This is a genomic window from Paenibacillus sp. P3E, from assembly GCF_001909045.1.
Taxonomy (GTDB): Bacteria; Bacillota; Bacilli; order Paenibacillales; family Paenibacillaceae; genus Paenibacillus_AQ; species Paenibacillus_AQ helianthi.
In genome coordinates this window covers 168,366-189,764 of record NZ_LVWH01000002.1, presented here as the reverse complement: position 1 = coordinate 189,764, position 21,399 = coordinate 168,366, and the positions used below count along the sequence as shown (strand labels likewise).

Annotated in this window: 14 protein-coding genes; 7 read left to right on the top strand and 7 right to left on the bottom strand. The window is 54.1% G+C overall.

What is annotated here, in order from left to right; translation table 11 throughout:
* The first annotated feature begins 178 nt into the window (after positions 1 to 178).
* Positions 179 to 1,087, top strand: coding sequence for a GNAT family N-acetyltransferase (locus A3842_RS01840; protein ID WP_178382275.1), 909 nt, complete (start codon positions 179 to 181; stop codon positions 1,085 to 1,087).
* A gap of 268 nt (positions 1,088 to 1,355) precedes the next feature.
* Here the strand turns inward: A3842_RS01840 and A3842_RS01835 are convergent, their stop codons facing one another.
* The 7 genes from A3842_RS01835 to A3842_RS01805 all read right to left on the bottom strand — a co-directional run bounded on the left by A3842_RS01835 (position 1,356) and on the right by A3842_RS01805 (position 15,706).
* Positions 1,356 to 4,448 carry a GAP1-N2 domain-containing protein gene (locus A3842_RS01835; RefSeq protein ID WP_074100231.1) on the bottom strand — a complete coding sequence of 1,031 codons (3,093 nt, stop codon included), beginning with the start codon at positions 4,446 to 4,448 and terminating at the stop codon, positions 1,356 to 1,358.
* Entirely contained in the window at positions 4,445 to 5,707 is a 1,263-nt protein-coding gene (locus A3842_RS01830; protein WP_074082947.1) for a hypothetical protein, read from the bottom strand. Before A3842_RS01830 ends, A3842_RS01835 begins: the two co-directional genes overlap by 4 nt.
* 276 nt (positions 5,708 to 5,983) lie before the next feature.
* Entirely contained in the window at positions 5,984 to 6,619 is a 636-nt protein-coding gene (locus A3842_RS01825) for a beta-mannanase (RefSeq protein WP_074082945.1), read from the bottom strand.
* 55 nt (positions 6,620 to 6,674) lie between these two features.
* Positions 6,675 to 7,952, bottom strand: coding sequence for a vWA domain-containing protein (locus A3842_RS01820; RefSeq protein ID WP_074100230.1), 1,278 nt, complete (start codon positions 7,950 to 7,952; stop codon positions 6,675 to 6,677).
* 79 nt (positions 7,953 to 8,031) lie between these two features.
* Positions 8,032 to 10,482 (bottom strand): transcription initiation factor TFIID, encoded by a 2,451-nt coding sequence (locus A3842_RS01815; protein WP_083609434.1) that lies wholly within the window; start codon positions 10,480 to 10,482, stop codon positions 8,032 to 8,034.
* Between the two features lie 4 nt (positions 10,483 to 10,486).
* On the bottom strand, positions 10,487 to 13,876 hold the full coding sequence (locus A3842_RS01810) for a tubulin-like doman-containing protein (RefSeq protein ID WP_074100229.1): 3,390 nt from the start codon (positions 13,874 to 13,876) through the stop codon (positions 10,487 to 10,489).
* A 12-nt stretch (positions 13,877 to 13,888) separates the two neighbouring features.
* Positions 13,889 to 15,706: a vWA domain-containing protein gene (locus A3842_RS01805; RefSeq protein ID WP_074100228.1), complete on the bottom strand. Its 1,818-nt coding sequence runs from the start codon at positions 15,704 to 15,706 to the stop codon at positions 13,889 to 13,891.
* Positions 15,707 to 15,856: 150 nt separating this feature from the next.
* Here A3842_RS01805 and A3842_RS32305 point away from each other — a divergent pair, with 150 nt between their 5' ends.
* The 6 genes from A3842_RS32305 (at position 15,857) to A3842_RS01780 (ending at position 21,388) form a co-directional block, all read left to right on the top strand.
* On the top strand, positions 15,857 to 16,009 hold the full coding sequence (locus tag A3842_RS32305; RefSeq protein WP_167374697.1) for a hypothetical protein: 153 nt from the start codon (positions 15,857 to 15,859) through the stop codon (positions 16,007 to 16,009).
* Positions 15,996 to 16,925, top strand: a complete 930-nt coding sequence (locus tag A3842_RS01800; protein WP_074100227.1) for a hypothetical protein — start codon at positions 15,996 to 15,998, stop codon at positions 16,923 to 16,925. The genes A3842_RS32305 and A3842_RS01800 overlap by 14 nt, the downstream gene beginning before the upstream one ends.
* A 37-nt stretch (positions 16,926 to 16,962) precedes the next feature.
* The gene (locus tag A3842_RS01795) at positions 16,963 to 18,744 is read left to right on the top strand and encodes a hypothetical protein (protein ID WP_074100226.1); all 1,782 of its coding nucleotides are present in this window, start codon (positions 16,963 to 16,965) and stop codon (positions 18,742 to 18,744) included.
* A 130-nt stretch (positions 18,745 to 18,874) separates the two neighbouring features.
* Positions 18,875 to 19,570 carry a response regulator transcription factor gene (locus A3842_RS01790; RefSeq protein ID WP_074100225.1) on the top strand — a complete coding sequence of 232 codons (696 nt, stop codon included), beginning with the start codon at positions 18,875 to 18,877 and terminating at the stop codon, positions 19,568 to 19,570.
* Entirely contained in the window at positions 19,557 to 20,894 is a 1,338-nt protein-coding gene (locus tag A3842_RS01785) for a sensor histidine kinase (RefSeq protein WP_083609433.1), read from the top strand. The genes A3842_RS01790 and A3842_RS01785 overlap by 14 nt, the downstream gene beginning before the upstream one ends.
* Before the next feature lie 17 nt (positions 20,895 to 20,911).
* Positions 20,912 to 21,388, top strand: a complete 477-nt coding sequence (locus A3842_RS01780; RefSeq protein WP_074082926.1) for a DUF2231 domain-containing protein — start codon at positions 20,912 to 20,914, stop codon at positions 21,386 to 21,388.
* Positions 21,389 to 21,399 lie beyond the last annotated feature (11 nt).

The window sequence follows — 21,399 nt, the reverse complement described above, 5'->3', positions numbered from 1 at the left end:
TCCTCGAATTATTCATAATGTAAATATTTTAGTCGGCAGTGAATCCTGCACTCAAAAGGTAGACTGGCTACTCGCTGCGATAAACTGTCTTGGATAGTTTAGGTATACCTGATATTTACCCTTATACAATAAAACTTTCCGTGGTAGTGTGAACATAAAGACAATGGGGGGGATATTTGTGTTTTCTAGTGAAAATGTAGATATTGATAAAATAGACCTAGTTTATGACTATAAAGATAGCAAAGTTTACAGGGATAGTTTTAATCAACTAGCGACTTTGGTTTTTGATATCAACTTTGAAGATTGGTATCAGAAAGGATTCTGGGATGATCGTTATATATGCCATTCTTTCATCAGAGATAATGTAGTGATTGCCAATGTATCCGTTAGCAAAATGGACTTGATGATAAATGGGTTAAATAAAAAAGCGATTCAAATTGGCACAGTTATGACTCATCCTGATTTTAGAGGGAAGGGGCTTTCTGGAAAATTGATGAGGCACGTTCTAGATTTGTACGAGCATGATTGTGATATCTTCTTCTTATTCGCTAATAGCAGTGTAATTGATTTCTATCCAATATTTGGATTTGAATCCGTTGGTGAATCACAAATCAAACTTAAATATCTTCCCACTCCAAATGCGGATACTACCTTGCGCAAGTTGAATTGTTCCCGTAAGGAAGACTTGGCATTTATCAAAAGAATGGTTTTATCTCGCAGACCTGTTTCAGAACAATTTGGTGATATTAATAACCTAGGACTCTTTATGTTTTACGCTATAAAAGTATTTCCCGAATCAATATATTATTCGCAAGAGGACGAGGCGATTATCGTCTATCAACAAGAAGGTCATAACCTAAATTTATATGATGTAGTTAGTCAATGTGACGTTAATTTAAATCGCTTACTTAAGCGTATTGCTAATGAGCAAACAGAATATATTCATTTTCATTTCACACCAGATCAATTCCCTGAGAACGTACAGTATGAGTGGATGGACAACAATGGTGATATGCTCTTTATAAAGTCTAAATTTACTTTAGATACAAGCTCAAAATTCTGTGTACCTGCATTATCACATGCTTAGAGTTATACTTTTCTTTTTCATATTTAACTCTAACGGAGAATGTTAGTTCAATGAAACAGCGACAGTCTAGGACTTTCTTGTCCCTTACTGTCGCTGTTTCAATTTCCAGGGTCAGTCAGATACTTTATTATCTGTTAATACGCCCAGCCTTCGACTTCCCGGGTTCAACTCATGTAGACCATAAATTAACAAAAATCCCGAACTGCACGCGCCCCACACTCTCGGCTAATCGTGCTGTTCAGGATCAACTATATTCCACTGCCACGCATCATTCGTTGTCCGTATTACCAGTCGCCTTAGGCGAAGGTTTAGTACTTGAAGTTGCATCTGCTCCGGCGCCCGGGGTGCTGTCTGCTGCCTTGCCCGAAGCCGGCTGCAGGATCAGCTTGTACTCCCCGGCGATAATCATGTCACCTGCGGCCAGCTTCGCACCGGCCTCCAGCTGCACCGTCACCTCGAACGCGGATGCCTCCGGCACCGCTCCCGAGGCTCCGGGAGCTCCCGGCGCGGTGCCTCCCGCCGCCGGAGAAGGCGTGGCCGCGCCGGCGTTCCCGCCCGCGGCCCCCTTCACACCAGCGCTCGCAGTCGAGCCGGTCTTCTGTCCGGCACCCGTGTCGGTGCCGTCAGTCGCTGCAGGCGCGCCTGCCTCCGCGCTGCCTTCTGCTCCAGCGGCTGCATCTGCGCCGCTGTCAGACCCTGCCGGCGCACTCGCATCCGTGCCGGTACCGGCGGCGCCCGGCTTCGGCGACACGACCAGGCAGCTGCCTGTCGTCGCCGTGACCTTGTAGTCCTCCGTCACATCGCCGGAGGACACCACGCGGACCTCCGCCGGTTTGAAGGCGGAGCAGTCGGCGGCAGCAGCAAAGGTGAACACCAGGCTGCCGCCTGTTGTCCCGCCGCCCAGCCGGACGGTGGCGGGAACTAGAGCACCAGCCCCACTTGTGGCGCTGGGCTGTGCGCTGCCTTCCGGCAGAGCCGTGTCCGCAGGGTCCGGCCGGAGCACGCTGACCGCGATCATAACAGCGATCAGCACAATACCCAGCACGCTGCCGGAGATCAGGAGTTGAAATCGGCTGCGGCTGACCCACCGCGCCAGCGGCGAAGCCAGCTGGGAGCGCGCTTCGTTGTATACATTTTGCAGTGCCGGGCCTGCGGCGGCGGTATAGCTTTTACGGAAATCACGGCTCTTGAACGCATCGCGGTCGCTGCTCAGGAAATACTTCAGAATAGCCCGGCGGTAACCAGGCCACAGCTTTTTATTTGAAATAGAAAATAGCGGATTGCCCTGCGACCAGGCCAGGAAACGGTAGACCCTCTCTTTGTCGTCGCCCGCCTTACGCTTTATTAGTTCCATCAGCGTCTCATAATCCAGCGGTCCATCCTGTCGCTCGCTGCTGTGATAGAAGGCCAGCGGTACACGCTCGAACGGTTCAATATTACGCGATTCCTTCAGCCAGCGCCGTCCGAGCAGCTGCACATCATCCAGCTCTCTCGGCGATAGTCCGGCAAAAATCTCCTCTGTCGGCTTCTCCTCCCCGAACCACCGATAAGCAGCCCGGAGGGCGTTCGCCTTTTGCCGGGTAATCGCATCCAGCGGCGGCTGCCAGTCGGTAACCTCGCGGTAGCGCAGAAAAGAAATCTCCAGCAGCTGCTCCTGTGTCAGCTCGTCCAGCGAGACCCGGTTCAGCAGGAAGCGGTCCGCCGCCGTCATCAGCTCCTCCAGCAGCGACAGGGCTTCGGGATAGAGCCCGCTTCCTCTGCGGCGCTCCTTTTCCGCCTTGTCCACGGAATCATGGATCGCCGCTACCGCCGCTACCGGATCGGCCTCCCGCTGCAGCTTCTCCAGCAGGTACTCCTTGACGGTATCGCGGACAAACGACTGCTGCAGCGCTTCCGGCAAGAACCTGCCAAAGTGTACTACAAAGCGTAAAATGTCAGCAGACCTTGACGCCGCAGACAGCCGGGACTCCATATAAGGCTCCAGCAGCGCCCGGCGGAAGATGGGCTGGGCCAGCACTCTTTTGAAGAAAGACGCACTTAGCTCATCATTGCTCTCGATCATACCGTAAGCTGCTGCCAGTGCATCTTCACGGCCGGCAGACTGGGCATTCAGCATACCGTTGATGAAATAATCGACAATCTTGACCCGGTAATTATGGTCCTTCAGCGTAAAATACTCCACAAACTGCTCCATAATCTCGGGCACAGGGATGCCTTTCTGCCGGATCAGATCATATTCGCGGTCAAACCGCTCCAGGAACATATCATTCAGCCTCACCCGGGAAGTGAGCGCACCCTCCGGCTTCAGGTAGGACAGCAATCCGCCCAGCACCGCCTGCTTGTTCTCTGTATACAGCTCTTCATTGCCCTGCTCGATCTCATAAAATACCGCCAGCTCGTTGTACAGCGCGAGCGACAGCTTGCGCTCCACGCTCTCCCCGGGCAGCAGCGAATCGGCAAAATGTGCGAAATCTTCCAGTCCGCGCTCCGGCTGTTTCAGTGTTTTCCAGGCCAGCTCGGCATAAGGCTGACGTGAATCACCGAAGTCCGCATTCATGATCCGGCCCGAAGCGAGATCGAGCACAAAATCCTTCTCGATGCTGCGGTCGCCAGGGCGGAGCGAGCCCTTTTCCACGAAGGTCAGATGGATATATTTACGGCTTTTTGGCTCGCTCGCATAGGTGATCACACCCAGTCTGCGGCGGAAATCATAAGGCAAAGATGCAAAAAGCACCTCCGTCAGTTCCAGTGCGTGCCGGGATAGCTCTACAATCGGAACATCCAAAGCAACATATATTTTCTTTTTCCCGGCCACAGAGACCATCACTGCCTGGAGGAGCGACTTGAACAGCTCCTCTGTGATGCCGAGTGCGCTCAGGATCGTCAGCGGATTCGTACTCCGCTCCTGCTGCAGGGCAGGAATAGCCCGAAGCTCCGGCAGTGTCCCGCCCAGCTCACCCGCATAACTACCGGCAAAATCCGCATGGAGGAAGTCCCGGTAACCCTCCAGAATCTCCTCGGAGCGGATGGGCGGCACCACGAAATTATGGGCAAAAAAAGCGCTCCGCTGCCCTGTGAAATCCGCCGCCAGATACCGGCTCTGCCCAATGACTGTATCATTCGTTTCCGTATGGAACAAATGCAGCGCGGCAGGATACAGCTCCTCATTCTTCTCACCGCGCGCCGTCAGCTCTGCCGGAGCATCGTAGAGGCAGAAGGGGTGCAGAATTTTTTTGACAAAATTATGGTCCAGGCTCTCCGACTTCGCTACCGTATCGAATCCTTCTGTCGCCCGGTACACCCCGCGCCGCTCCCGGGTATACATCTGCTGGGTGATCATGGACCCTGAAAATCTGTTCACGGCCCGTCGCTCCCCTCAATATAGTTCAGCTTGTGCAGCAGCCAGATGAAAGGCTCGTCCACACGGATCGGGCTGACTACACCTTCTATCCTCTGATTCACGGGATTGCTGCCCAGTGCCGACACGGCAAAATACCCCGTATTCGCAAAATACACATCCATCGTATCCTTGAACGGCCGGTCTACCTTCTCAATGAAGCGGCGGATTTCGCCGTCGATGTTGTGGAACTCGTCCAGATTCAGCGTTTTGCGGTGCACATAGTTATTGAACACATTGCTGTTGGACTTAATATAGTCACCGTCCTCATCCTTCAGTGAATGGAGCATGTCGCTCTTGGCAAGCACAACTGCGGTTGGGATATCGGTTTTACTCTTCTCCTGATAGGCGATGAAATCACCGAACATGGTCAGCACCACATCGCGCGGCTCGTCATACTGCGAGACCCATTCGCCCGGACGGTCTCCGAAGTTAATGCGGATCTTCTCGCGGATCGAGCGAATCTGCAGCGGATCGACCATGAACAGGATACCGGCGGAATTCTTGATATGCTGTCCGTGCAGCCCGAGATAATCCTGATCGACCATACCTTCACCCGCGACATCGAAGAATACCAGCGTCAGCGGCGGCTTGGACTCATCCTTGAATACAAATTGGAAAATAAACGGCTCCTGCATTTTCTCCTTCTGGGTCGAAGCCAGCAGATCCCCCCGCTCGAACAGCGGTTCTTCATACAGTGTGCGGAACTTGCGGCTGATCTCGGCATTCAGCGGCATGCAGGCTGCGTCAAAATGCCCCGCCGTCGTATGCTGGAGCGTATGGATCAGCGAGGTCATGTACACCGACTTCCCGACCTGGGAAGCGCCGATGATCGAAATAATATTACTTGGCACCTTGCCTGCGGTCACGGGCAGCTCATTATGGCAGGACGGGCACAGCCGTCTGCGTGTAAGCACACCATAGCGGTCGGTGATGCCGGTCAGCACATGGTCCGTATAGTGGTGGTACTCCTCCGGTATATCCGCCGGATTCAGAATGGCTTCCATATCGTCAACCGTATCGAGGCCGAAACGCTCGCGGTATTTGTTCAGTGCATCGTCTTCGCCCAGCGCATAATTCTCGTCATCCTCACGGCTGTGCATAGCCCGAAAGACCACATCCTCCGGCTGGAACCGGGTGAAGCAATACGGACAGACAATATCATAAAAAAGCGGCCGCTGCTGCGGCTGATTCTTTTTCTTAAACCGGTTGAAAAAAGACATCTCTTGTCCTCCTGAAAGTTTTGTGAGCTTCTGCTCCCTTGAGTCACTACGAACAAAGCTCGCTTCGGAAGCATTTGCTTAAGTTTTGCAGAATACCCGCTTCTTCGAGAATGCTTGCGGCAAAACTCGCTTCGAAAGCATACGCTTAAGTTTTGTGAGCTTCTGCTCCCTTAACTTGTGAGTGTTGAACGCTCGGCAGGCCCGCTGCCTTCAGTTCCTGCGCCCAGTGATACCCTTCCGAATGCCTTGCATCACGTCAGCAGGCATTCTCTCCACTTATTCAGGTATCAGTTCATAATACAATCCATATTTGCGGCCATCCGTAAAAAAGATACGGACAGCGTCCTCTTTGCCGATTTCGATCGGCGGCAGCACGTTGCGTCCGGCGGCAAAATCCTGGACGAACGGAAAGAGTACGCCGTCCTCTTTGGACGCCGGAAAACCGCCCCGTTTTTTCACATAGCACAGTACCTCTTTGGATACGGGCACTTCGGCCGTGAGCGTCATATGTACTGTTTTTTGCTTGCCAAACAAGCCTTTTTTCTGCTGGATGGAATAGTAGATCCGCGCTTTGCCGGCACTGACCAGCGTACGGTTGGCACCATCCCGCTGACGAACCAGCAGGATGTCTCCGCCATCGGCAAGCCGGACATAAACGGTATAGACAACCAGGCCGATGTCATCCAGCCGGTCACGGTATCCGTTGTTCGCCTTGTACTCCTCACGGGTATAGAGCTTCATCCCAGGAGGAGGAAGCTCCAGGTTGTCCGGCGCCTCCGCAGGTGACTTATGAATGTAGACTGCCTGTACGCCGTCCGGCCAGTGCCACCGCAGTGTACAGAACCTGTCCTCCATCCGGGAGGATACCTCCATAATTACCGGTGTGGAGGAATCAACCTCGGCGTACCTCATGAATGTAGGCTCCTTTCCGTATCTCTTTCCGTATCTTTCAATGTCTCTTTCACGATCAGAACCCTTTGCTTCCCCGATTTCTGCGTGAGGACGGGAAGCCGTCCGACGCTGGCGAAGGAACTTCTGCGCCTCTTCCTCTTTTGCGGGAAAGACGCCCCTCTCCGACTGGTATCACAAAGGTGAACAACGCAATGACGGCCGTTAGAACAAGCAGAGCCAGCAGACGGGTCATGGCATCCCCGAAGGAGTGGCCGTCCAGACCAAATTCCAGTATCAGGCCGGCGAGCAGGCCGGATACTGCGCCGCCTACGCCAAAGCTTCGCGCAAGATGCCGATTGTCAAACACAATGCCAAGCCCGATACCGAGAGCCGTACCTACTAGCAGCAGTGCCAGAATCCGCACCCCGGCATAATACGGGCTGTCTGCCGTTGAATCACTGCGCACCGTCATCAGCGTCCGGTCACCCAGCCGGTCATAGATTTGTTGAAACACACCGCCAAGGAGCTCTGCATTCGTTACATCATAATATTGCCCGCCGGTTGTGGTGGCGATATTCTGAAGCAAAGCTGATCCCGAAGGATCATCCAGTGCCAGGCCAATGGTATTAACTGCAATCCCGCGGCCGACATACTCCGCAAGTTCCTTAGAGGTATCAAATTGGCTGAATCCGTCGGACAGCATGATTACCATAGCTCCACGCCCGGATGTATTGTCACTGTTTATAACACTCATGGCTTCCGTAAGTGCGGCGCTGAAATTCGTACCACCTTCTGTGGTCTGCAGACTGCGAATAACCGAAGTTACCTTCTCACGGTTCGCAGTGCTGGACAGCGGGACCAGCGGCTGAACCACTGTGGCCTCCTGACTGAACGTCACCACGGCTACCTGGTTATCTTCATCCATGCGCTGTACCAGTGCTTCTGCAGCCGTATAACGGCTGTTGCCCGGATCGCTCTGCTTCATGCTGCCGGAGTCATCAATGACCATGACCACATCTTTTACCGGTCTCACGCCGCCGAAGTTCAGCTCATACACAAATTCCGTTACAGTGCCAACCGCAAACAGCATTACCAGCGTTACGGGCAGCAGCTTCCAGGATAAGCCCAGATACCGCTGCTTCCACGACAAGCCGTTCAATCTGGGCGAAATGATCTCCGCGAGCAAGCTGCCCAGCCCGACCCCAAGTGCTACAATGGCAAAATAGATGCCGATCAGTACGATCGACGGCAGATCATAAGGCCTGCTGTCCAGCAGCAGCTCACCTAACACAAAGGCAACTCCACCGCCAAGCAGACTGAAGAGGAGCAAGAGCAGATTGATTTTTCGCTGCATCGATATCCATCCTTTCCCGGAAAAACTTGAATTGAGCTTATCTTCATTCTTGTGGCCATGACTATCTGCTTCCACTCACCTACCTCAGTTCCGGCAGCTCTTCTTCGCTTATACCATGCAGCTTGTAGCCGCTAGTGGCGTAGGTCTCATAATAGACTTTGCCGTTGCGGTAGTAGAGCAGATCCTCCAGATGGAAGCCGCCCATCAGGTTCAGCTTCTCGACACCGCTTCTGCGCTGCTCATGTACAAACCCAAGCCGGTAAATGCGCGTCGTCTCATCCGCGCCGAAGGCATAACGCAGGAATTCGGAGCCGCTGTCACCGAAGAAATATTTCTCCTCATGGCGGTGCTCCTGTGTATATTCGAACAGGCGGACATTGATGCTCGCTTCCTCCTCCAGGCTGCGGTAGAGCCGTTTGAACAGCTCCTCCCTGGAGACTACTTCACGGTTCTCGTAAGCCGCCGCGACATTGGCGCGCCGCAGCAGCTCTTCCTCGAACGGCAATGCGAACGGCTCCGCTGTCAGCAGCTCAAGGCGGCACAGCTGGGTAAGCCGTTCCGCGACAGCGGCGCCGCCTTGGCGGAGCAGGCCCGAGACGCTTCCCAGGAACCGCTCGCTGAAGAAGATACCGGGGCCGCGCCGTGCTTCAATATCCCGCATGACATCTTCCGTGACGGTCCGGTAATATTCCATAATGTTCTGGTCCACTGTCTCGCCCGCCCGGCCGATGCTGTCAAGCGCCAGACCGCGCAGCTCCCCCTCCAGCGCTTCCATGGTTTGCACCTTGGCTTTGCTGTCCGCGTGCAGCTGCTCCAGCGCCGTATCGTAGCGCAGACACAGTGCAAGCTCACTTTCCATGCGCAGCAGCTCATATTTCCGGCCGTACACACTTGCGAATAAATAATGAATGAAGTTGCGAACCGTCCGTTTGTCCAGCAGCGGCACGCGCTGGAACGGCTGGCGCTCCACGCTCTCCGCGTAGAGCTGATCCAGCTCCTCCTGCGCGGAGAGAATCGCCGCCCGCAGTCCGGCCATATGCTGGCGCAGCGCATGCAGTACACTGCCCCCGCCGCCCTGCTCGGCGGTCCATTCCGCCAGCTGGTAGAAGGTCAGCGGCGGAACCGCCTTCTCCTGGTCCGCCAGTAGAGCGGCCCACTCGCGGGCAGGGTCGAGAGCCGCCGCCCGCCGCGACGCCACATCCGCAAAGTTGCTGCGGAAATAGGCCTGCCCGCCGTCTCCGAACAGCAACGCCTCGGCCTCGCGCAGCGACAGCGGCTTCAGCTCGCTATAAGAGGGCCGGCCGTGGCTCATCAGCCCGGTCATCTCTTCAATTCCCGCTTCATCCGGAAGCAGCGAAGCTGCCCGTTCACGCAGGGAATCGGCGCTCAGGCCGAGCAGAGCCTGCCGTTCACGCAGACTGACTGTTCCGCCTTCCTGCAGCTTTGAGGCCAGATAATGAAAGGCATGAGCCAGCACCGCGAGAGCGATTTGCCGGTTCGGTCTGCGCACTGCCGAGAACCCGGCGGATGCGTAGCCCTGTCTTCCGGAGCTGCCCCGGATGCCGCTTTTGAAGGTCATATTGTTGTATCCGCCGTGTCCCGTAGCCGTATCCGTAGCCGGGCGTACACGGTTCTTGAGCAGGCTGATATGGGCGATAATTTCGTAGTTGTCGTCCATGCCGTGAGCGGACATCATCCCCCGCTCATTTTTGTCCGAGAGCAGATAGACGAGATCGAACAGCGGAGAAGGACCATGAGCTACAGGTATGGACAGCCCGTCCTCCGTGACCAGCAGCGGGGCGCTGAAGGCATAATCCGACTGCTGCATCCCGTCCAGCTCACGCAGAAAAGCCAGCCCTACCGAGCTGGAATAACCGAAGTTGTCCCCCTGCTCCCGCTCATTGATCAGCGCGTACAGGTCAGTCTGCACCGACTTGAAGGACTGGCTGAGCACCGCACGGGCCAGCAGGGCAACCTCCGGCAGCAGCACGTTAAGCGGGTCATCGACCCGCGTAACCATAGAGAGATGGATGACGTCAAAAGAGGAATACAGCCGTCCATAATCCGCTATGCTGTTGCTTAAACGCCGCAGGCTCCGGTTCAACCCGGCCAGAAACCGGCTGTCTTCATGAAACTCGCGATAAATATCCTGACGGACGGTGCGGGGATCACGGCCCGCCGTTTCCGGCAGGGCCATGGCCAGGACCCGTTCTCTTCTGCCACTACCGCCTTCAGGCTGCACCTGATTCCCATCATGGGCATTTCCAGCCTGAGCCTGAGTCTGAGTACCACCGCCAGACTGGCCTGTGCTTCCAGAGGATGCGGCATGCAGCGCCATAATACCGCCCGCATTGTCCCATTTCCGCTCACAGCTGTCCAGCACCGGGCCGATGGCCGGGGCTACCTTGTCACCCAGGAACAGGAACAGGGCAGGATAATGAATACTGCTGCGCCCGTCCCCTTTGCTGCGCTGCGCCTCTTCCTGGGCCGCATATTGCTGCGCATAGGTTAATGCCTGTGCTTTGATCATAGGATTACTTCAGCTTTCTGCGGATGCTGCCAAGCTTGCCGGTCAGGCTCTTGTAGAAGCTGTACATTTCATCGCCGTCCGCATGCTCTACCCGCTCATATTCCAGACTGTCGCGTGCTTCCAGGAAGGAGACATACAGTCCTTCCAGTTTATACAGCAGCGGAGTCACATCCTCGGCAGCCGTCATTTCCCCGGCACGGCGCGCCGCCTTACGCAGCAGCAGGCTGCGGCTTTTCTCGTCCAGACCGCGGAAATGACGGTAGACGGCATACTCCACATAGCTGCGTTCCTTCATCAAGTTGGCGAACGGCTCCCAGGCGTCTTCGTCTTCATCACGGTCATAGACGTAGAGCGCGCCCTTTTTGGTGATCGTGTCCGTGTACAGGGCTTCAATAAACTGGTCGATCCACTTGTCTTCGTCGAGATATTGATGGAGCAGTCCATCCAGCTCGCCCGCCTTCGCTGCCAGTGCCTCATATTTGGCCAATTCCTCGCGGACACGCGTAATCAGCTGCGGCGAGCGAATGAGATTTTCCTGGGCCAGGTCCTTGTTGATGCTGCCGAAAATATCCTTAACCCCTTCGCGTTCCAGGCCGCTTGCGCGCAGCGATTTCAGCTCATCGGCCGCCTTTTTCACTTCGCCCAGATTTGGACGAGCCATGCCAAGCTGCAGGTCATAGCCGCTAAGCATTTTATCCACATCAAACGGCTTCGTGAAGACGACCGAGAAACGGCTGCTTGTATTTTCGTCGAGGCCTTTTTCAATAATTACCCCGATCTCAAGCGCTCTGGCGAAATCCGCCCGAACTCTGGCATTGTAATCCCGGACACGGGTGTTAACGTAAGTATCCCCCCATGATTTTTCCGGAATCGGTGAAGGCAGATAGGTCCAGTTGTTCTTGTCGGTCATCACCAAATGGCGGCCAATGCCTTCCTTATCCAGAATCGTCCGTTCATAATTCTCCTCGAATACCCGCAGCGGTGTATATACGAACAGTGGCACCCCGTTGCGCGTATTGAGCCAGAAAATCCGGTTCTTCACCTGACTTTCCTTAATCGTAAACTGTGATTTGCCCAGCGCGTTGTTCTGATAATTGCGGATTCCCTTCAGAATGCCCGGCGCCTTGACCGGAACGGAGACAAACCCCCACGAAGGGAAATGCAAACTGCCGGAGCTGTTGCTGAGGTGGAAAATCGGCACCGCATCTTCATCCAGACGTCCGGCGATAATCCGCTCCACGAACTTGTCCAGCGGCTCCTCACGGCCATATTTCATCACCAGGAATTCTTCCATGGAGCGGGTAATCAGATCACCAAACTTATCGCTGAGGAACTCTGAAATAGAGCGCACAATATCAATCTCCTGCTCCTTGACCCAGCGCCCGGAATGCTTCAGCATCTCCCGTGTGAAGTCGCGGATCAGATCGTCGCCGTCCTTCTGGTCCATCACCTTAGAGATGGTTGAGGCAATATCCGGCACGTTAACGATATTCCAATAGTAGGTTTTATTCCCTTTTTGGTCAGCTTGTTCTTCACCATTGATCAGAATGTCGCCATTCTTCTCGAAGATCGTGCTAAGCGCACTGAGAATCTCTGTGAACACACCATAAATCCGGTTGTTCTCTTCATTGAGAAGCTCAAACAGGTCCTCATAGAACTCAATCATCTGTTCGGTGCGCTCTACGTCGGCATGAAGCCAGTATTCATTGATCTTGGCTTCAATGTAGGCATTTTTCTTCTTCTCCTTGGAGACAAAAGCGCTCCGCGCATCACCCAGCTTCTCCTGCGCACTGTCCTGTGCCGTCTCAATATCGCGCGGCAGACGCAGCAGGCTCTCACGCAGCGCTTCAATATAAGACTGGATCAGCTTCAGAATACAGAAGCCCTTCTCGGTATAGAGCAGCCGTGACACATAGAACGGACCCTGCTCAGGATGCAGGAAGATTCGCTCCAGCTCCTCGCCAAAGCGTCCGGTAATCTCTCCGGGAAGCTGCTTCTTGGACTTGATATATTCCTCACGGGCACGGGCCAGAAAATTCTGCTCCAGCTCAGTATCCATATCCACCACTTGGTGCTTGATGACATTGCTGTGATTCAGGCGCTCGCTGTTCTCATAGCCGGGCAGCGGCTCCGGCACACGGGATTCGAAGGTCTTAATCATGCTGTCGAGATCGATGCCGAGCTTGCGCGCAAGCTTCTCCACATCCTCCTGCCCGGGAGCCTGCTGGAACATTTTGTCCATTTTGTCGAACAGGCGGAATGCCAGATAGGTCGTCATTTCCTCAATCGGCAGCACCGCGGACGAAGCGCCGATGATGTTGTATTCATAATTGGCAGGATAGGTCTTGTTCATCTGCGCAATATTCGTTCTGATGTTGCTGATGTAGTCGTGGATGGCGAATTCTTCGCCTGACTGTTTTTCCTCGCTGGCCATGAAGTTCGTGATATTCTCCGCTGTCACATTCATGCAGTAGTCATAGGCGTTCTCCAGCAGCTTGCCTTCGGTATTGGTCGCGGAGATCAGATGGCACAGGTTGAACGGAGGCAGCGGCGAGTTCACAGTCAAAATATTGCCGTACTGCTGGCGGAATCTCTCTCCCCGGCTGTCCACGTTCATCCAGTAATCCAGCTCTTTGAGCGCCGCATAGCCATTCTTGCGGATATATTCACGGGTGTGCTCGCTGAGGCTTTTGTTCGACAGATTCACATCCGGCGTGAACAGGTAGCCCAGTGTATTTACACGGTCGATACCGGCTGAGCCGTAATCCCGTTCAATAATCCCGCGTACGATATAGGCGATATCCAGAAAAGCCCCGCTGCCTGTTCCGCCGGACAAGCCGGTGAGCAGGAAAACCATCAGCTTCTTGCTGGTACCGACAGACAGCGTCTTAATCTTCTTGTCGATGGCCGCTACCACCTGGTTGATCTTCGTGAACAGCAGCAGGCGTCCGGCCTGGCGCACCCCGGCGGCTCCGTTCATGCCATCGGTAATGCTCAGCTCCGGCGACAGCCAATCCGTAATATAAGGCTCCAAAATGCTGCGGTTCTGCAGCAATCCGCCGATTTCCGCATTGGCCAGCAGCACAAATTCATTCTGCGGATCGAGGCCGATGCCTTTGTACCTCTTCCCGCGATCCTGCTCATTCGTCTCAAACGCCAGGAACTCTACGTTATCCGGCTTATCCCTTTTCTTCTTGGACAGCGGATCTTCCGGCAGCTTGAAACGGCGGTTAATCTGATATTTCAGCCGCAGCAGGGCGTCAATCCCCGTGCCGCCAAGGCCAATGATGAGGATTGGGTTGTCAATGGTGTCCACTCGGATTTTGTCGCTGACGATTCCTCCGCCCAGCGATACGTCGAGCTGCTGAATATGTTCTCTTACTACCGGCTTCATACGTGCTCCCCCTTATATCAAATACTCCAGTAAAATTGTCTTATCCACCGTAGCCAGGGCCACGGAAATGCGGTCGCCGCTTTTCAGTTCCAGGCCGCGCGTCACATCGGCGGCGCGTCCTGATTTTTCAACAGAAATCCCTTCGCTGCTGCGCAGCATGAGGCGGTCATTTTTGCCCGGAGTGAATACAAGCTTCTCACTCTCCTTCAGCTCAGGCGCCAGCTGCAGAAGCTGATGCAGGGTGAACTTGCCCCGGAAAGCTGAGAGTTTCTTGTACTGCGGATAGGTTTTCTCCCCGGTATTGCCATCCAGAACTTCTACTACCATCTGCCCTACGAAGCCGCGGTTTGATTGCTTACGCAGCATCCACAGCACCACAGCCGCCGCCAGTACCAGCACGATCCCGCCGATAATATAATAGAGAGTTTTGGAAGAAGACTTATCCTGTGCAGGCTCACTCACACCCGTTCCTGCTGCCGGACTCGTCGCCACAGCTCCTGTCTTGGCATTGATCTTAAGAACATCACTCTCGCGGTAGAAGCTGCTCTCCTCCGCCCGCACCTTCAGCTCATAATTATGGCTCTCCGTAATCTTGAAGGAGCCTTTGAACACCGCCCCGGTGTTATCCATCGGAAGCTCCTGCACCTTCCCCGTATCGGTATCTGTAGCAAGCAATACCGCCTTCATATCTTGATACAAATTGCTGAGTGTTACCTGAGTTCCATTGCTGAACAGGTGTGAAGAGATTTCTATGGTATCGCCTTTCTGGTAGGTCTTGGATGACAGTGCATCCAGCTTCAGCTCCAGATCATAGTTAAAGACGAGATTGATATCGATCTTGTCCTTCGGCACGCCCTTCACCTGAAGCTTCCAGTCCCCCTGTTCCGGGGACAGCAGCTTGATCAGGCTGTACGAGCTGGACTTGGAGAGCAGCACATCGTTAGACGGAATAGCCACTTCCTTGCCGGAGGGATCACTAAGCTTCGCCGTAACCGGCTGTGCGGACATAATAGAGATGTTCGCCTCCAGCACGCTTCCATTGGGAACATTTACTGTAACCTCCTGGTACTTGCCGTTGGCTGTGATGGATTGTACCGGAACCACCTTCAGTTTCAAATGGTCGGCAAAAATCTCGCTGAGAATCTGTGGCAGGTCATCCGCCGAATCGGTGGTGAACGCTTTGCCGCCTGTTTGATTGGAAATTCCGGCCAGAATCTCCTTATTCAGCTTTCCATCGGCATTAAGGCCTATAGTATAGACCGGGTAGCCTTTTTGCTTGGCAGTGGCTACCGCACCGTCCAGTTCCTGATCCGACTGGCTCTGCGTGCGTCCGGTTGCTTCGTTAAGGTCATTGTTGCCGTCCGCCAGCATGACGATCATCGGCTCATGTGCCGGATCGCTGCCGTTCTCCAGCACCTTTACGGCCTCTTCCATTCCGACGGCAATATCCGTATAGGCTCCCCGGTCCAGACCGTCAATGAAATCCTTCAAATCCTGTTTGTCTCCGGCAGAGCCGATTTGCAGCAGTGCCTTCTCCCGCTGCACCTTGTCGGTATAGGCCACAATCCCGACCTTATCGCCTTGGGCAGCCAGCATATCTATGAACATTTTCATCGCTTCATTTGCGATCTTGTTTTTGTCGCTCTTATTCATGGAATTGCTGACATCAATCAGCAGTACAGCGTCAATATGGGATGGCGCAGGTGATGCCGCGCTTGCCCTACCGGCTCCAAACGGCGCCGCCGAGATGCACAGCACCAGCAGCAGCGGGACAACATGCCGCAGTATGTTCTTGGCTGTCTTTGAAATATTAATCGGTGTACGAAGCATAAATAGGGCTCCTCTTGTGTTAAATTAGGCACCTACGGCAGGGTTGCCGGTATAGCTAAATTCTGTCAATAGCATGCCATTATGATATAATTAAACCTTGTAAACTTCAACTTTAGGGCTGTCAGCTTCCAACAAGAAAGGAAGAGTTCCATGATTTCATACGCCATTCTCGGCATTACGTTTCTTTATGTAGTCATTCAGATCATTATTTATGCTTTACGGCAGCGCAAGCCGCTGACCCGTGATGACATTGATGAGCGTCTGCTGGCTGCGCTGAACGGAGGCGACCATGCCGGTAAATAAGAAGAAACCCGTGACGTTCCGCCCCTTTAAGGCTCCGCGGTATGCCTTTGACAAGCTGCGTATCTGCCGCCGGTGCAGCCGTTATACTGCGCTCGGTGAAGACCGGTGCGGCCATTGCGGCCATGCTTCGCTGACGCCAGTAGAGAAGCATGCTGTTTCCCTTGCCGGACGTAAAATGCATACCCGTCTTCTTCTCATCCTGCTGCTTACTCTGGGTTCGGTCTATTTCGGCCAAAGTCTGCAGCAGATGACGCTGTGCGGTGCCGGCGGCATCGTGCTGGCCGGACTGCTCTTGCTTATGCAGCGCAAAGTGCGGCAGAACGAAAATCTGTATGCACTGAATGAGCTGCTGGGCCGCAGCATAGACAGCCTCAGGGAAGGCCTGGAGATCAACCGCCAGGAAGCGGTGTCCGTTCTGCGCGAGAACGATGTGCTGGCCTATGAGAAGCTGCGCGAAATCTCAATCCTGCTGCGCGGCGACCGGGTCGCCCGCCAGCGTGTCGCTCTGCTGCACGGCTTTCAGCTGCGCAAGGATATGAACCTGGAGCTTGAACAGCTGCTGCTCAAGGATTTCGAACCGCTGCTCGCCGAATATATCGGCGAGATTGCCAGAGTGCGGCCCGAGCTGATCAAGGACCGCACGCTGCGCTATGTCAAAACCTATGAGGTGCAGATTCTGGAAATGGACCGTGGCGCAGCCATTCTGACGGCTGTGGCGGGAGCGGCAGTGCGGTTAAAACGTTACGCTCTGCTCTACTCGGGCATGATCGGACGATACATACAGGAGCTTCCCAAGGACCGTTTTATGCGTCTGAGCCGGATGATATCCGCCAGTCCCTATGAGGCCTGGAACGGCCTGGACCTCAAAGTGGCGGAAGTCCGCGAAGCCAAATACCGCTGGGACCCCGATTTTTGAATAGAGCACTGTCAGCCGGAAAAGGGGCTACTATAATATGACGATCAAACAGGTCTTAACCCTGCGGAACTTTATGATCATTCTGTGTATATTCATGCTGGCCCTGCTGGGGCAGAAGGCTCTCAGGCTTCACAGCAAGATCGAGACGGTGCGGGAAGCCGAGCGGCTCTATGCCTCGGGAGATCTGATTGCCGCCGAGAAGCGTTACCGCCTGGCAGCCGCTAATGCTTCCATTCTTTACAAGGAAGACCAGATTGCCGCGAGACTTAAGGAGCTGGCTCCGATTACGGCGATCCGCAGTAGTCTTAGCACACTTACACTGAAGATTGAAGACCAGCTGACGACCAAGGATTTTGGCGGTTTTATGGAGAGCTATGCCTCTCTGCTGAGTCTGAAGAGCCAATATATGAAACCAAGCGGACCCTATGAAACCTATTATCGCCAGCTGTCAGGAGATTCAGGCATTTCGGATCGGCTGGGGACAGGTTTTCAGCAGTTCAAGGCGCAGTTTCTTGCCGAACTGGCGGCAAGCCAGCGCGGCAGCAGCACCGATAATGATGGAGACAGCTTCAAATGGAATCTGCTGAGAATTCCCGATGTGTATCTAGGCAGAGCTGATGCCAAAAAAGATCTGCTGGCCACAAAGTTCAAAGCGCATGACACCGCCCAGCTCAAGGCGCTTGCTGCAGCAGGCAGCTTCTCCCCCATGCTGGATTACGCTTTATCCCTTACCGATGCCTATAGCAGCCACAGCTATACGGCTCCCTGGGTAGCCAGCCAGATTGAAATGAGCGCCAAGCTCATTCTGCGTAAGGATGTAGACGGCGATCAGATTGCCGCCTTCTCTACGCATGCTGCAGCGTACCGCAAATATGCCGCCTCGGCTGGCCTTGCTGCCTCGAAGGTGCTGACTCTAATTGACAGTACCACCTCCAAGCTGCTCCGAAGCGCCGCGATGCTGGTACGCAGCGGCGGGTACGCGGAGGCCATTCAGCGCTACAGCGACCTGGCCCAGCTTCAGGACACGGGTGCTGAAATCTCCGCAGCACAGCTTGCGTGGAACATTGCCGAACCCGTCCGCCTGCTGCCCGGCGGGGAGGAGCCTGGTAAGTATACGCATGTTGTTTCCGTCAGCGGGCGTTACGGCGCAAAGCTCGCCGTAACCGGAACAGACAGCAGCGGACGCCTCTACTATGCGGATTTAAGGAATGACGGCACCGTAACTACACGGACCGGAGATCCGATACCCGGCTTTGAAAGTCTCCGCAGCCTTGCTTTTGATGACCCATTGTCCGTCTACTCTGAAGTGCCGGTGGTAGTCGCCGCAGGCAGCCGCCAAGACGGGCGGACCTCTTTCACGGCCTACACCATCAGGCCTGAAGGCATCTCCCTGCTCTTCTCGTTTGCCGGTAACAGTTACGAGTTCCAGCCGGACGATGCTTCCATCCGTGTCACCAATGCAGATATGGGAGACGGTTCGGAGGGCCGGACTGCCATATTCCGGCAGACGAATGGAGTCTACCAGTTCTCTGAAATCTACCAGGAGTATCCGCTTGTGGACGCTTCTGAGCTGGAGCTTCACCCCCTGGAGACCGTTGTCCTGAAGGTTGATATTTATATCGATTCCAACGGCAGACCCGTAGCAAGCGCGAATGGGCGCTTCCTGGCCCTGCAAGGAAATGTGGGTACGGTTACGGGTCCCGCCTTGGCAACCGGCCAATTCCAGTATAGATTCGATTATGTAGGAACCGATACAGGGGAGCAGTACGTGCCTGTATTTGCAGTCGAGTCATTGGGGAGTATGAATCCAATCCCCTAAGTACTCTAATACTATTGTTGGAGCAGCGTGGTCATGCACGCTGCTCCTTTTGATGTCTGCAATGATTTCATTATTTTTTCATTATTACGGGATATAATGAGCCTTATAAAGAGCGGCTGAGGAGGCAACCATGCGTATTCTATTAGTAGAAGACGATACCAAACTCGGGTATATGATCCAATATAAACTGCAGCTTGCAGGCCATCTGGCAGAATGGGCCCGCAACTCGGATGAAGCGGAACTGTTCTTTTCCTCTGCAGAATTTGATCTCTACATTCTGGACTGGATGCTTCCCGGCAAAACTGGCCTTGATCTATGCAGGCAGCAGCGCCGACTGAATGACAACACGGCCATTCTGATGCTGACGGCACGCGGCGAGATCGAGGACCGCGTCAGCGGACTGCTTACCGGAGCGGATGACTATATGATCAAGCCTTTCGCCTTTGAAGAACTACTGGCCCGTATTACGTCCCTGGACCGCAGAAAACAAACCCAGGGTTATGTGAACCAGTATGCGGTCAGCGGCCTGCGGCTGAACCCGGCAACACAGGAAGCAGAACGTGCTGGGGTTACCTTCACCCTGACTAACCGCGAGTTTCAGCTTTTGGAGTTTTTCGCCCGTCACCCCAATGAGGTACTGTCCAGAGAGCGGATTCTTAATTATGTATGGGGTAACAATGCCGATGTTACTCTGAATGCGGTCGATGCGGTGATCAAGCTGCTGCGCAAAAAAGTCGATGACCCCTTCCCTGTGAAATTGATCAGGAGTGTGCACGGAAGAGGCTACCGCCTGGTAGATACCGGAGCTGTCCATGATGATACCTAACACCCGCAGGCAATTAACCATCTTTTACAGCACCATGATTGGATTGATTCTGCTCATCATGGCGGCTTCCTTCTATTGGGTACTGACCGATGTGATGCACAGGGATGAGAGGCATAATCTGGAGTCCGCCGGGCAAAAGGCCGTAAACGAATGGCGTAATCATTCACCGGGGCCGCAGGATAAGGAGGAAATCCGGGAGCAGCGCCAGACGGACAGCCACCGGATGGAATGGGAATATCTGCAAAGTGACCAATTTGCAGTCATTACAGATCCTTCATGGACGATCTTCGTTCATTCGCCAGAGGGGAATAACCTGCTGCTCAAGCCTTCCTTCCAGAAGCTGCTGGATGCCCAAGGGAGTAAAAGCTACATTCATCTGAGCATCTCTTCGGGTAACAACAGGACGAATTATGCGGTACTGCGTGTGATGACAGGTGATGAAGAACATCCGTTTCTCTTGCTCGGGGAAGAGGTGAGCAAACAGGAGCATTTATTGAAGGAGATGAGGCTGCTCCTCATCGGGATCACGCTTCTCCTCCTGGCGGTGGCCACAATTATAGGATATATACTAGCCGGCCGGGCTATGCTTCCCCTCAACCATGCGTTTATCCGGCAGCAAAAGTTCACCGCTTACGCCTCCCATGAGCTAAGGACACCCCTAAGTGTACTTCAGCTGTCGGTGGACATTCTGGAAGAGGAACAGCACAAGCTTTCACCGGTCCATCAGACGGTGCTCCAGGATATGAAAGAAGAAATACAGCGCATGACACGTTTAACCGGACAACTGCTCACGCTGGCCAGAAACGATTCCCCTCTGCAGCAGATGAGACGAGAGTTATTCGACCTGAAGCATAGCCTTTCTTTTGCAGCCGCAAGAATGCAGCTGGTGGCTCAAGAGAAAACTGTGCAGCTGCAGCTCCATATCGGCAACACGGAAGATACCTTTACCTGTCTGGGCGACAGTGAACAGATTGATCAGCTGCTTTATATTCTTTTGGACAATGCAATCAAATACTCTGCGGAGGGAGGCACAGTCACGCTGGGGCTTTCCCGGAATGACAACGGCACTGTGAATGTAATCATTCAGGATACGGGCTGCGGGATTCCCGAGGAGGATCTTCCCCACTTGTTCGAACGGTTCTACCGGGTAGATCAAGCCCGCACAAGAGAGCATGGCGGCACCGGACTGGGACTCGCCATTGCACACGAGATCGTCAGCCGGCACGGCGGCAGAATCGTCGTAACCAGCACCCTCCATCAGGGGAGCACATTTACGGTCATCCTTCCTGAAACCCAGCGAATCCTTAGGCAACCACTCAAGTAGAAAATGGAGGTATTACTATGTTTACTGAAGTCTTTAACCACATCCATCCCATTGTTGTACATTTCCCTATCGCTCTGATCCTCATCGGATTTGGATATGATCTGGTGATGGCCCTGAAAAAACGCACTTTGAATCCTGCCGGAGGGTTATGGATGTGGCTTCTTGCTGCAGTGGGAGCCTGGGTCGCTATAGCAACCGGACCGGATGATGATGCCCGCGGCGTGACTTCATTTATTGAGCCTCACGAGACGCTCGCTACTCTGACCGCTTGGGCAGCTTCTCTGATCGTTGTGTGGAGATTGATAATGTTCTGGAAGGGCAAGCGGGCTTTTGTGAAGGTTCCGCTGGTCCTGTACTTAGCCGTCTCTCTTGTCGCTTGCGGGCTTGTGCTGGGAACCGGATATTACGGCGGGAAAATGGTGTACACAGATGGCGTGGGCGTCTCGGCCAACGGCGCTGCAGTCAATCCACCTGTGCAAGGTAATCATAAGTAAAAGCGATAAGA